This is a genomic window from Umezawaea sp. (assembly GCF_057122925.1).
In genome coordinates, this window is the sequence record NZ_DBNGPQ010000124.1 from 64907 (window position 1) to 77094 (window position 12188).

The 12188-nt window shown below is 71.1% G+C and carries 11 protein-coding genes; 9 read left to right on the plus strand and 2 right to left on the minus strand.

What is annotated here, in order from left to right:
• Window positions 1-39 precede the first annotated feature (39 nt).
• Complete coding sequence (locus AC156L_RS28195) at window positions 40-723, minus strand: hypothetical protein (RefSeq protein WP_330874660.1); 684 nt, start codon at window positions 721-723, stop codon at window positions 40-42.
• Window positions 724-787: 64 nt separating this feature from the next.
• Between AC156L_RS28195 and AC156L_RS28200 the strand changes: the two genes are divergently transcribed.
• The 6 genes from AC156L_RS28200 (at window position 788) to AC156L_RS28225 (ending at window position 6337) form a co-directional block, all read left to right on the plus strand.
• Entirely contained in the window at window positions 788-2077 is a 1290-nt protein-coding gene (locus tag AC156L_RS28200; protein WP_330874581.1) for an adenylosuccinate synthase, read from the plus strand.
• 473 nt (window positions 2078-2550) lie between these two features.
• A complete protein-coding gene (locus AC156L_RS28205; RefSeq protein WP_414719818.1) occupies window positions 2551-2622 on the plus strand; it encodes a putative leader peptide in 72 nt (23 codons plus the stop codon).
• 71 nt (window positions 2623-2693) lie between these two features.
• A complete protein-coding gene (locus tag AC156L_RS28210) occupies window positions 2694-3524 on the plus strand; it encodes an ABC transporter permease (protein ID WP_414719816.1) in 831 nt (276 codons plus the stop codon).
• Complete coding sequence (locus tag AC156L_RS28215) at window positions 3509-4210, plus strand: ABC transporter ATP-binding protein (protein WP_330874580.1); 702 nt, start codon at window positions 3509-3511, stop codon at window positions 4208-4210. Before AC156L_RS28210 ends, AC156L_RS28215 begins: the two co-directional genes overlap by 16 nt.
• Complete coding sequence (locus AC156L_RS28220; RefSeq protein ID WP_330874579.1) at window positions 4194-5210, plus strand: ABC transporter substrate-binding protein; 1017 nt, start codon at window positions 4194-4196, stop codon at window positions 5208-5210. The genes AC156L_RS28215 and AC156L_RS28220 overlap by 17 nt, the downstream gene beginning before the upstream one ends.
• Window positions 5207-6337, plus strand: coding sequence for an LLM class flavin-dependent oxidoreductase (locus tag AC156L_RS28225; protein WP_330874578.1), 1131 nt, complete (start codon window positions 5207-5209; stop codon window positions 6335-6337). The genes AC156L_RS28220 and AC156L_RS28225 overlap by 4 nt, the downstream gene beginning before the upstream one ends.
• A 50-nt stretch (window positions 6338-6387) precedes the next feature.
• Here the strand turns inward: AC156L_RS28225 and AC156L_RS28230 are convergent, their stop codons facing one another.
• A complete protein-coding gene (locus tag AC156L_RS28230; RefSeq protein ID WP_330874576.1) occupies window positions 6388-7515 on the minus strand; it encodes a glycerophosphodiester phosphodiesterase in 1128 nt (375 codons plus the stop codon).
• Between the two features lie 236 nt (window positions 7516-7751).
• Here AC156L_RS28230 and AC156L_RS28235 point away from each other — a divergent pair, with 236 nt between their 5' ends.
• The 3 genes from AC156L_RS28235 to purD are packed head-to-tail and all read left to right on the plus strand — an operon-like array spanning window position 7752 to window position 12025.
• Complete coding sequence (locus AC156L_RS28235; RefSeq protein WP_330874574.1) at window positions 7752-9761, plus strand: TRAP transporter permease; 2010 nt, start codon at window positions 7752-7754, stop codon at window positions 9759-9761.
• Entirely contained in the window at window positions 9754-10740 is a 987-nt protein-coding gene (locus AC156L_RS28240) for a TAXI family TRAP transporter solute-binding subunit (protein ID WP_330874572.1), read from the plus strand. Before AC156L_RS28235 ends, AC156L_RS28240 begins: the two co-directional genes overlap by 8 nt.
• Window positions 10741-10768: 28 nt before the next feature.
• A complete protein-coding gene (gene purD, locus AC156L_RS28245) occupies window positions 10769-12025 on the plus strand; it encodes a phosphoribosylamine--glycine ligase (RefSeq protein WP_330874570.1) in 1257 nt (418 codons plus the stop codon).
• Window positions 12026-12188: the final 163 nt, after the last annotated feature.

The following is a 12188-nucleotide window of genomic DNA, read 5'->3' on the forward strand; positions in this document are numbered from 1 at the left end:
AATGCTTTCGAGTGACACTCGAACGAATTACTTCGGTACTTACAACCCGCGCACCAGCCGCAGGTCCTCCGTGTGGCGGTACCAGGTCCACTTGTTCATCTGGCGGGGGTGCGCGAACCCGTCGGACGTCACCGAGGTCGGCAGGCACCCGAGTTGGAACGCCCGCCCGGCGGTCTCCTTCACCTTCTTGCCCAGCAGCCGCTTGTGGACCACCCGCACCACGAGCCCCGCGCCGCCGTCCGGGTCGGGCGTGACCTCCAGCCGCGTCGCCTGGCCGCGCAGCACGTTGTCGTCGTCGCAGTAGCCGACGCCGCGCACCGGGCTGATCACGCCGAGCCCGACGAGCACGCCGCCCGCGTCGTCGCGCAGGAACGGCACCTTGTCCGGGTCGCCGCGCAGCGCGAGGTCGAGAGCGCGCGCGGTGTCGGTCGGCAGGCCCCACAGCTCGGCCACCGCGGAGTCGGGCGACGACGGCACGTAGGCCAGTTCGACGTCCGCGACACGCTCGGACCGCAACAGCCGCAGGACGACCGCGTTGAGGTCCGCGTCGGTCCCGGCGACGACGAGACGCTGATCACCCAAATCGGACACGACGGCGTCGACATGCGCTTTTCCCGGTCGCGGGGGCACGGCGAGCACCTCGACGTCGTCACGCTCGGTGATCAATGGCGACTCTTTGTCGAGGCTGTCGTTTCCGCAGGCCAGCACGATTCCGCGCACCATCAGCTCCTGGTCTACCCTCATGCACCGGCATTGCCCTTCCCAGTCCTAACCCTTGGAGTTTCACATGCCGGCCGTCGTGCTGATCGGTGCCCAGTGGGGCGATGAGGGCAAGGGCAAGGCAACGGACCTGCTCGGAGAGCGCGTCCAGTGGGTCGTCCGCTACCAGGGCGGCAACAACGCGGGTCACACCGTGGTGCTCCCGAACGGCCAGAACTTCGCCCTGCACCTCATCCCCTCGGGCATCTTGACCCCCGGAGTGATGAACGTCATCGGCAACGGTGTCGTCGTCGACCCCGGCGTCCTGCTCGCGGAGCTCGGCGGACTGGAGGCGAAGGGCGTCGACACCGACCGCCTGCTGCTCTCCGCCGACGCGCACCTGATCATGCCGTACCACGTGGCCATCGATAAGGTCACCGAGCGGTACCTCGGCAAGGCCAAGATCGGGACGACCGGCCGGGGCATCGGCCCCTGCTACCAGGACAAGCTCGCGCGGGTCGGCGTGCGCGTGCAGGACCTGCTGGACGAGAAGATCCTGCGCCAGAAGGTCGAAGCCGCCCTGGACATCAAGAACCAGATGCTGGTCAAGGTCTACAACCGCAAGGGGCTGGAGGTCGACCAGGTCGTCGACACCGTCCTGGAGCACGGCTCCAAGTTCGCCGGTCGGATCGCCGACACGCGGCTGCTGCTGAACCAGGCCCTGGAGCGCGGCGAGACGGTCCTCCTCGAAGGGTCGCAGGGGACGCTGCTGGACGTCGACCACGGCACCTACCCGTTCGTCACGTCGAGCAACCCGACCTCCGGCGGGGCCTGCGCCGGGTCCGGCATCGGGCCCACCCGCATCACCACGGTCATCGGGATCCTCAAGGCCTACACGACCCGCGTCGGGTCCGGGCCGTTCCCGACCGAGCTGAACGACGACATGGGCGAGTACCTGCGGAAGACCGGCGGCGAGGTCGGTGTGACCACCGGGCGGAACCGCCGCACCGGGTGGTTCGACGCGGTCATCGCGCGGTACGCGGCTCGGGTCAACGGGATCACCGACTACTTCCTCACGAAGCTGGACGTGCTGTCCAGCCTGGAGAAGGTGCCGGTGTGCGTGGCCTACGAGATCGACGGCACGCGGGTGGACGAGATGCCGATGTCGCAGACGGACGTGCACCACGCCGTTCCCGTGTACGAGGAGCTGCCGGGGTGGTTCGAGGACATCAGCGGGTGTCGGAGCTTCGAGGAGCTTCCCGCGAACGCGCGGGCGTACGTGGAGTACCTGGAGCAGATCTCCGGGGCTCGGATGTCGGCGATCGGTGTTGGCCCCGGGCGGGATCAGACGATTGTTCGGCACGACATGCTCGGGTAGTTGCCGGCCGGCCCTGGGGGGTTCCCCAGGGCCGGTTTGGCTTTTCCGGGGAATCGTGGGGATCGCGTGCCGGTCCCGGCGTGGTGTGGCCGATGTGACTCGGGCCTCCTGGATTTGCCCCTTTGATCGGCCCTGTCTCGCTGTTGGGCGTGGGCTCTCAGCGGCTTGGGTGGGATGGGCAGCGTGCTGCCACCGCTTCCCGTTTCCCGTTTCCCGTTTCGTCGGCCCCCGGTTCTCGGCTTCCGGTTTCGTCGGCCCCGGTTCGCGGCTTCTCCGGCCCCCGGCCCCGGCCCCCGGTTCTCGGCTTCCGGCTTTCGGATTCCCGGCTCCTCCCGTTTTCCGCTTCCCCTTGCCGACGCCTGCCTCCTCCCCCCTCCCGCCCCCGGAATGCTCGTAGTCCGAGCTATATCACTCTTCGGGACGGGTGTGTTCATGCGTTGACATTGTGTTGCCCTGCACCAAAACTCGGGGTCATGAGTGGGCGCGAGGTTCTGGTTGCTCGCCTGCACGTCGATCTTCGGCGGCAGGCCAGCGCTATCTGTTGAGCGTGCTGATCACCGCGTTGTCCTTCGGGCGTTGAGGCCCGTCCCCCTTTTGGTCACCGCTGGGAGAAATCGTGTCGATTTCCGCCGCGGGTGTACTCGCGCGCCCTGATGACGACAAAGGCCTGGTGCGCTCCACCCCGAGAACGCGAAAGCGTCGCCTGCCCGATCTTCGCCGATGGATCAGTCCGATAGCGCTCGTCGTGGTCTGGCAGGTCGCCAGCGCGGGCGGTGTGCTGCCGCCCGACAAGCTCGCTTCGCCGTTGACCGTGTTCGACTCCGCTGTCGGGCTGGTCGCCGACGGCCAGCTCGGCAGTGCCTTCCTCGTGTCCATGAGCCGGGTGCTGGGTGGGTTCGCGATCGGCGCGGCCGTCGGTGTCGTGCTCGGCCTGCTGTCCGGGCTGTCCCGGTGGGGTGAGCGGATCTTCGACCCGCCGGTGCAGATGTTGCGCACGTTGCCCCACCTGGGGCTGATCCCGTTGTTCATCCTGTGGTTCGGCATCGGTGAGCAGCCGAAGCTGGCGCTGGTCGCGGCGGGTGTCGCGTTCCCGCTCTACCTCAACCTGCACGCGGGCATCCGGCAGACCGACCCCGGACTGCTGGAGGCCAGCCGTGTCCTCGGCTACACCGGTCTCGAACGGGTGCTGCACGTGGTGCTCCCGTCGGCGTTGCCGCAAACGCTGGTGGGACTGCGGATCTCGCTCGGGGCGGCCTGGTTGTCGTTGATCGTGGCCGAGCAGGTCAACGCCGACGCGGGCATCGGTTACCTGATCAACAACGCGCGGGAGTTCCTGCGCACCGACGTGGTCGTGGTCGGCCTGCTCGTCTACGCCCTGCTCGGACTGGCGACCGACGCGCTGGTGCGCGCACTGGAGAGGAGGGTGCTCCGGTGGCAAGCGCGGTGAGCGTTCGGGGCCTGGTCAAGGCGTTCGGTGAACGCCGGGTGCTGGACCGGGTCGACCTGGACATCGCGCCCGGCGAGTTCGTGGCGCTGCTGGGGCGCAGCGGGTCGGGGAAGTCGACGCTGCTGCGCATCCTGGCGGGCCTGGACACCGACGTCGACGGCGCGTTCGAGGTGCCCGGCACGGTGTCCGTGGCGTTCCAGCAGCCCCGGCTGCTGCCGTGGCGGCGGGTGTGGCGCAACGTGTCCCTCGGCCTGCGAGGGGTGGACGGTCGGGCCGTGGCCGAGAAGGCGTTGGGCGAGGTCCGGTTGGCCGACCACGCCGACGCGTGGCCGCTGACGCTGTCGGGCGGTGAGGCCCAGCGGGTGTCGCTGGCCCGCGCGCTGGTCCGCGAGCCGGACGTGCTGCTGCTGGACGAGCCGTTCGGGGCGCTGGACGCGTTGACCAGGCTCGCGATGCACCACCTCGTGGACCAGTTGTGGCGCGAGCACCGGCCCGCGGTGCTGCTCGTGACCCACGACGTGGACGAGGCGCTGCTGCTGGCCGACCGGATCCTCGTGCTCGACGAGGGCCGGATCGTGGCCGAGCACCACGTCCGCCTCACCAGGCCGCGCCGTCGTGCGTCCTTCGTAGACCTTCGAACCAGGGTGCTGGCCGATTTGGGAGTCGATGATGTCGAAGCCGCGTAGGAACCTGCTGGTCGGTGCGCTCACGGCGGTGCTGCTGGCGGCGTGCGGGACGCAGGCCACCACGTCGAGCACCGTGCCCGCCCCGGTCGGCCCCGAGGAGCTGGCGAAGGTGGTGCTGAAGGTCGGCGACCAGAAGGGCGGGGCGAAGTCGCTGCTCACGGCCGCGAACCTGCTCGCCGACGCGCCCTACGAGATCGAGTGGGCGACGTTCACCTCCGGGCCGCCGCTGCTGGAGGCCGCGTCCGCCGGGGCGATCGACATCGGCGCGGTCGGCAACACGCCGCCGATCTTCGCCGCCGCCGCGAACGCGAAGATCGCCGCGGTGTCGGTGATCAAGGGCGACGTGAGCAGCGACGCGTTCCTCGTGCCCGGCGACTCGCCGATCAAAGACGTCGCCGAGCTCAAGGGCAAGAACGTCGCCGTCGCCAAGGGCAGTTCCGCGCACGGGCAGGTGCTGCTGACGCTGCGCGGGGCAGGTCTGTCCACGAAGGACGTCAACCTGAACTTCCTCCAGCCGTCGGACGCCTACGCCGCGTTCACGCAGAAGCGGGTCGACGCGTGGGCCGTGTGGGACCCCTACACCGCGCAGGCGCAGCAGGAGGCGGGCGCTCGGGTGATCGCCGACGGCACCGGAACGGCCAACGGCTACGGGTTCCAGGTCGCGGGCACCGCGGCGCTCGGCGACGCGGGCAAGAACGCGGCGATCAAGGACTACGTGGTCCGCTACGCGAAGGCCAGGCTGTGGGCCGACTCGCACCGCGAGGAGTGGGCGACGGCGTGGGCCGCGGAGACCGGGCTGAAGATCGAGGTCGCGCGGGCCGCGGTCGACCGCGCGGGCGACCTGCCCGTCGCCCTGGACGACGCGGTCGTGAAGTCCGAGCAGGACCTGGCGGACGCGTTCACCGAGGACAGGACACTGCCCGGCAAGGTGGACTTCGCGAAGTTCGTCGACCGCCGGTTCGAAGCCGACCTGAAAGCCGCCAGCGGAGGCAACTCATGAGCGTGACACTGCACTGGTTCCTGCCGACCTCCGGTGACGGGCGGACGATCGTCGAGCGGTTCCACGCGAACCGCACCCAGGGCGCGCCCGCGCGGCGGGAGGCCGACATCGACTACCTGGCGCAGGTCGCCCGCGCCGCCGAGGCGAACGGCTTCGTCGGCGTGCTCACGCCGACCGGCACGTGGTGCGAGGACGCGTGGCTGACGACCGCCGCGCTCATCGCCGAGACGAAGACCCTGAAGTTCCTGGTGGCGTTCCGGCCCGGCGTCGTCTCGCCGACGCTGGCCGCGCAGATGGCGTCGACCTACCAGCGGATCTCCGGGGGGCGGCTGCTGCTCAACGTCGTGACCGGCGGCGACGCGGTCGAGCAGCAGCGGTTCGGCGACTGGCACGACCACGACCAGCGCTACGCGCGCACCGACGAGTTCCTGCACGTCGTGCGCGGCGCGTGGACCGGGCAGCCGTTCGACTTCTCCGGCGAGCACTACCGGGTGGCGGGCGCGACCGTGCTGGCACCGCCGAACCCGACGCCGCGGATCTACTTCGGCGGCTCGTCCGAGGCCGCCCTCCCGGTCGCGGCCCGGCACGCCGACGTGTACCTGACGTGGGGCGAGCCGCCCGCCGCGGTGGCCGAGAAGATCGGCCGCGTGCGGGCACTGGCACAGGCGCGGGGACGGACGGTCCGGTTCGGCGTCCGGTTGCACACGATCAGCCGCGACACGTCCGCGGAGGCGTGGCTGGAGGCGGCGAAGCTGCTGGACGCGCTCGACCCCGAGCAGGTGCGGAAGGCCCAGTCGCAGCTCGGTGCGAGCCAGTCCGTCGGCCAGCAGCGGATGGTCGCGCTGCACGGCGGCGACCTCAGCGCGGGCGTGCGCGGACTGGAGGTCCACCCCGGCCTGTGGGCGGGCATCGGACTCGTGCGCGGAGGTGCGGGCACGGCGCTGGTCGGCAGCCACAGCGAGGTCGCGGACCTGATCGAGGAGTACCACGCGATCGGGGTCGAGGAGTTCGTGCTGTCGGGCTACCCGCACCTGGAGGAGGCGTACTGGTTCGGCGAAGGCGTCCGGCCGGAGTTGGCCGCCCGCGGTCTCCTGGCAGGGCAGGAGGAGCTGGTCACCGCCGGATGAGGGAGAGGTGGCCTCCCCCGCCGCCGCGGGGGAGGCCACCGGCCTTCAGGTCATCCGCGGACGGCGGCGCGCGCCTCCACGGCGGTGTCGGAGTTGTCGCTGAAGAGGCCGTCGATGCCCGTGGCGAAGAACGCCGAGTACTCGTCGAACGCGCGGCCGTACGCCGCCGGGTCGGTCGAGGAGCGGAAGTCGGCGGGCAGGAACGTGTTCTCGTTGCGGAAGGTGAACGGGTGCACGAGCAGGTCCACCGCGTGCGCGTCCCGGACGAGGCTCGTCGGCGCGAGCAGGAAGCCCGCCGCGTCGCGCGGGATGATCCGGTCCTTCGAGGGGCCGATGCCGTCGGCGTAGGACGCGACCTCCTCCAGCCCCGCAGGCTTCACCAGGTCGTCGTAGGTGCGCCGGTCGCCCGCCCTGGTGAAGTCGTAGGGGGCGCCGGTCGCGTTGACCAGCTGCACGATCGGCACGCGCAGCGACCTGTTCAGCGTCTTGAGGTTCGCCACCTCGAACGACTGCACGAACACCTTGGCGTCCCGCCGGTTCAGGCCGTTGCGGTTGAGCGCCTCCACCAGCTTCGGCTCCAGCGCGAGCCCGATGTCCTGGAAGTAGGTGGGGTGCTTGGTCTCCGGGTAGATGCCGACGTCCCGCCGCAGCTCCTTGGACAGCCGCCGCTGGAGGTCGACCACCTCCTGGAAGGTGGCGATCTCGTACCGGCCGTCGTAGAGGGTGTTGCGCGGCCTGGTCTGCGGGATGCGCTCCTCCGCGCGCAGCGTCTTCAGCTCGGCGAGGGTGAAGTCCTCGGTGAACCAGCCGGTCAGCGCCACGCCGTCGATGGTCTTCGTCGTCTTGCGCGCGGCGAACTCCGGGCGGTCGGCGACGTCCGTCGTCCCGCCGATCTCGTTCTCGTGCCTGGTCACGAGCTTGCCGTCCTTGGTGGAGACCAGGTCCGGCTCGAAGTAGTCCGCGCCCATCCGCACGGCCAGCTCGTAGGACGCCAGCGTGTGCTCGGGCCGGTAGCCCGACGCGCCGCGGTGCCCGATCACCAGCGGGCCGCTCGGCCGCGACCACTGCTCGGCGCGCTGGTCGGCTTCCTGCGGGGCGGCGGACGCGGTGGGCAGCACCGCGATCCCGACGAGTGCGAGGGCGGTGAGCACCGCCCCGGCCAAAACGGAACGCGCCATGGTCGTGGACCTCCTGGTGCCGGAACGGGACGGCCGGAGCCTCGTTGCCCGCGGCGTCGTCCCGACCACCGTAGGAGGAACCGGTGGCCACGTCGTGGTGAACAGCGGGAACCGGTCCCGCGGCGGTGCGGCTCCCCCCGGACGCGGCTCGCGCGGCACCCGGAGCGGGTCAGGCTGTTGCTGTGAGCGCGGTCACGGGTACGGTCATGCCCTGCTGATCGACATCGGGGGTGTCCATGGCCGGTCCCGTCGAGCGCGTCAGCTCGTCACCGGACGAGCGCCCCGACGTCGCCGAACTGGTCGCCGAGCACGACGAGGAGCGGCCGTCGCGCAGGCTGGGCACGCGCTGGGAGCTGGGCGTGTGGATCGCCGCCCTGGTCGTGGCGCTGCTGGTGCTCAAGCAGGTGTTCGACCCGTTCAGCAAGGGCAACCAGTACTACCTGGTGGTGTTCCTCGGCCTGACGCTGCCGCTGGTGTTCCTGAGCTACCGGCCGTGGCGCTCGGCCCCCGACGACCCCGGCCCGCTGGACTGGGTGCTCGCGCTGGTCGCGCTCGTGGTCGGCCTCTACCCGGTGCTCGGCGGCTACGACGCGTTCCTGGACCGCCAGGGCCAGCTCTCGACGCTGGACGTCGTCGCGGGCGCGCTGCTGCTGCTGCTCGTGCTGGAGGCGTGCAGGCGCACCACCGGCCTGGTGCTGCCCGCCGTCTGCCTGGTGTTCCTCGCCTACGCCTACTACGGCGGCTTCCTGCCGCAGGGCTGGTCGGTCGCCCACGCGGGCATCGACTTCAGCCAGATCGTCAACGCGCTCTACAACGACGCCAGCGGCTTCTTCGGCACCCCGCTGGACGTCGCCGCGACCTACATCGTGCTGTTCACGATCTACGGCGCCGTCCTGGAGTCCTCCGGAGCGGGCAAGTTCTTCGTCGACATCAGCTTCGCCGCGTTCCGCAGGTCGCGCACCGCGCCCGGCCGCACCGCCGCGCTGTCCGGGTTCCTGCTCGGCACGGTCTCCGGCTCGGGCACGGCCACCACCGTCAGCCTCGGCGCGGTGACGTGGCCGATGCTGCGCAAGGCCGGGTACCCCCGCGAGAACGCGGGCGGGCTGCTGGCCGCCTCCGGCATCGGCGCGATCCTGTCGCCGCCGACCCTCGGCGCGGCGGCGTTCATCATCGCCGAGTACCTCCAGACGTCGTACCTGGACGTCCTGCTGTGGGCGATGGTGCCGACGCTGCTGTACTACCTGGGCATCGTGCTCGCCGTGGAGGCCGACGCCCGCCGGTTCGGCGCGAAACCGGTCGCCGTCGACTCGCCGAGCGCGTGGAGGCTGCTGCTGCGCGGCGGCTACCACTTCCTGTCGCTCGGCGTCATCGTGCTGTTCCTGGCGCTGGACATCCCGCCGTTCGCCGCCGTCGTCTACGCCAGCGGCGTCGCCGCGCTGTTCGCGCTGATCAGCCGCTGGCGGTCGCGCGAGGACGGGTGGCTCCTGGCGTGGGTGCGCTCCGTCGCCGACTCGCTGGCGACCGGCGTGCGCGGCGCGCTGCCGGTGATCGCGGTCTGCGCGGCGGCCGGGATCATCACGTCCACCATCACCAAGACCGGCCTCGGCCAGGTGCTCGCCTCGGCACTGGTCGACGCGGCCCGCTCGGTGTCGTCGAACCCCACCGTCGTGCTGGCGCTGACCGTCGTGTTCGCGGCCGTCGCCGTCGGCGTGCTCGGCCTCGCGGTGCCCGTGACGGCGTCGTTCATCATCTCGTGGGTCGTGATCGGGCCCGCGCTCGCCGACCTCGGCGTCGCCGCGCCGGAACGCGCGATGTTCATCTTCTACTACGCCGTGCTGTCCGAGGTGACACCGCCGACGGCGCTCGCCGCGGTGGCCGCCGCCGCGATCACCGGCGGCGCGGTGGTGAAGACCATGTGGCAGACGTGGAAGTACACGCTGCCCGCGTTCCTCGTGCCCCTCGCGTTCGTGCTGACCGACAACGGCTCCGCCCTGCTGCTCCAGCGCTCCTGGCTGGACGGGCTGTGGGTGACCGCCGTGTCGGCGCTCGGCGTCGCCGCGCTCGCGGTCGTCACCGGCGGCTGGCTCATCAGCCGCGCGGGCCTGCCGGAGCGGCTGCTCTGCGTGCCCGCGGCGCTGCTCTTGCTCTACCTTCAGCCGATCACCGTCGCCGTCGGGACCGGTTTCCTGGCTGTCGCGGTGGTCGTGCACCTCGTGTTGCGGAAGGGGAGGACCCAGGATGCGTAGCTGGATGCTCAAGGTCGCCGTCGGGACGATCGCGGTCGGACTGGTCGCCGCGGGCTGCGGCGGCAAGCGGGACGCCATTCCCTCCGCCGCCTCCGGGGGGTCGTGCGAGGCGGCCGAGGGTCGCATCACCATCGCGACCGGCAACGCGGGCGGCGTGTACTTCGTCGTCGGCGGCGGGCTGGCGCAGGTGATCAGCGCCAACACGAAGCTCAAGGCCACCGCCGCCGAGACCGGCGCGTCCGTGCAGAACATCCAGCAGCTCGTCGCGGGCGACTACGACGTGGCGTTCTCGTTGGCCGACACCGCGGCGGACGCCGTGAACGGCAAGGACGCGTTCGACGGGAAGCCGCAGAAGATCCAGGCGCTGACCCGGCTCTACCCGAACTACACGCAGGTGCTCGTGCGCACCGACAGCGGCATCAACAGCATCGCCGACATGCGCGGCAAGCGGATCTCCACCGGCTCGCCCAAGTCCGGCACCGAGGTGATCGCCAACCGGCTGCTGACCGCGGCGGGCCTCGACCCGGCGGTCGACGTGCAGGCGCAGCGGCTCGACCTCACCAAGACCGCCGACGGCATGAAGGACGGCAGCGTCGACGGCCTCGTCTGGTCCGGCGGGCTGCCCACCGCCCAGATGACGGACATCACGACGTCGTTGAAGGACAAGGTGAAGCTGATCGACATCAGCGGCCAGCTCGACGCGCTGAAGAAGATCAACCCGGTCTACGACGTCGCCCCGATCCCCGCCGCCACCTACGGCATGGCGGCCGACGTGAAGACCATCGTCGTGCCCAACGTGCTGCTCGTCCGCGAGGACTTCCCGGCAGCCAACGCGTGCGCCCTCACGACACTGCTCTACGACAAGAAGGCCGACCTGGAGAAGGTCCACCCGGCCGCCAAGGACATCGCGAAGGACAGGGCCGCCGAGACCTCGCCGGTGCCCCTGCACCCCGGCTCGAAGCAGGCACTGGAGGGGTAGCCCGGTTAGTCAACTACGCTGCTCCATCGTGCGTGTCCTGGTCATCGGGTCTGGCGCCCGTGAACATGCCCTTGTCCTCGCTCTGGCGAAGGACCCCGAGGTGATCGCGCTTGCCTGCGCACCGGCGAATGCCGGGATAGCGGGGCTGGCCGAGGTCTACGGGGTCGACGTCGGCGACGCCGGGGCCGTAGCCGCCCTGGCCAAGGAGTGGAACGCCGACCTCGTCGTGGTCGGCCCCGAACAGCCCCTCGTGGCGGGCGCGGCCGATGCCGTGCGCGCGGCGGGCGTACCGTGCTTCGGCCCGTCGAAGGACGCGGCCCGCATCGAGGGCTCCAAGGCGTTCGCGAAGGACGTGATGAACGCCGCGGGCGTTCCCACGGCCACGAGCGAGGTCGTCGACACCTCCGCCCGCCTCGACTCGGCGCTGAACCGGTTCGGCCCGCGCTGGGTCGTGAAGGACGACGGCCTGGCCGCGGGCAAGGGCGTCGTCGTCACCAGCGACCGCGCCGTGGCCCGCGCCCACGCCATGACCCTGCTCGAAGGCGGCCACCCCGTCCTCCTGGAATCCTTCCTGGACGGTCCCGAGGTCTCCCTCTTCTGCCTCACCGACGGCACCACCGTCGTCCCCCTGCTGCCCGCGCAGGACTTCAAGCGCGTGGGCGACGGCGACGCGGGCCCCAACACCGGCGGCATGGGCGCCTACGCGCCCCTCCCGTGGGCGGGCCCCGACCTCGTCGACACCATCGTGTCCACCTGCGTCCAGCCCGTCGTCGACGAGCTCCGCGCCAGGGGCAACCCCTTCACCGGCCTCCTCTACGCGGGCCTCGCCATGACCTCCACCGGCCCCCAGGTCATCGAGTTCAACTGCCGCTTCGGCGACCCCGAGACCCAGTCGGTCGTCTCACTGCTCCGCACCCCCCTCGCAGGCCTCTTCCTGGCCGCCGCGAAGGGCGAGCTGGCCGCCCACCCGGCCCTGGAGTGGGCCGACGGCTACGCCGTCACGGTCGTCATCGCGGCCGAGGGCTACCCCGGCAGGCCCCGCACCGGCGACGTCATCGGCGGCGCCGAGGCCGAGGGCGTCCTGCACGCGGGCACCCGCCGCCGCGAGGACGGCGCGGTCGTCTCCACGGGCGGCCGGGTCCTCTCCGTGGTCGGCACCGGCGCCTCGCTGGCCGACGCCCGCACCGACGCGTACACCCGCGTGGCTGGCGTGCACCTGACCGGCTCCCACCACCGCACCGACATCGCCCTGAAGGCCGCGAACGGCGAGATCGAAACCCCCTGACCCCGTCGCCGGTGGGTGGCGGACGACACGGGGTTCCGTGGAACCGCCCGTGGCCGGGGTTCGTCCAACCACAGGTGCGTCTCACGCCGGCGTTGGTAGCCTGCGAAACGAGACCGGACCGTCACCGACCGTACGGGGGTAGGACGACGTGGCACAGGAGAAC

Coding starts and splice junctions, on each gene's coding strand:
- AC156L_RS28235 (WP_330874574.1), top strand. CDS start 7,752: ATGGCCGGTCCCGTCGAGCGCGTCAGCTCGTCACCGGACGAGCGCCCC.
- AC156L_RS28220 (WP_330874579.1), top strand. CDS start 4,194: ATGTCGAAGCCGCGTAGGAACCTGCTGGTCGGTGCGCTCACGGCGGTG.
- AC156L_RS28230 (WP_330874576.1), bottom strand. CDS start 7,515: ATGGCGCGTTCCGTTTTGGCCGGGGCGGTGCTCACCGCCCTCGCACTC.
- AC156L_RS28195 (WP_330874660.1), bottom strand. CDS start 723: ATGGTGCGCGGAATCGTGCTGGCCTGCGGAAACGACAGCCTCGACAAA.
- AC156L_RS28200 (WP_330874581.1), top strand. CDS start 788: ATGCCGGCCGTCGTGCTGATCGGTGCCCAGTGGGGCGATGAGGGCAAG.
- AC156L_RS28240 (WP_330874572.1), top strand. CDS start 9,754: ATGCGTAGCTGGATGCTCAAGGTCGCCGTCGGGACGATCGCGGTCGGA.
- AC156L_RS28225 (WP_330874578.1), top strand. CDS start 5,207: ATGAGCGTGACACTGCACTGGTTCCTGCCGACCTCCGGTGACGGGCGG.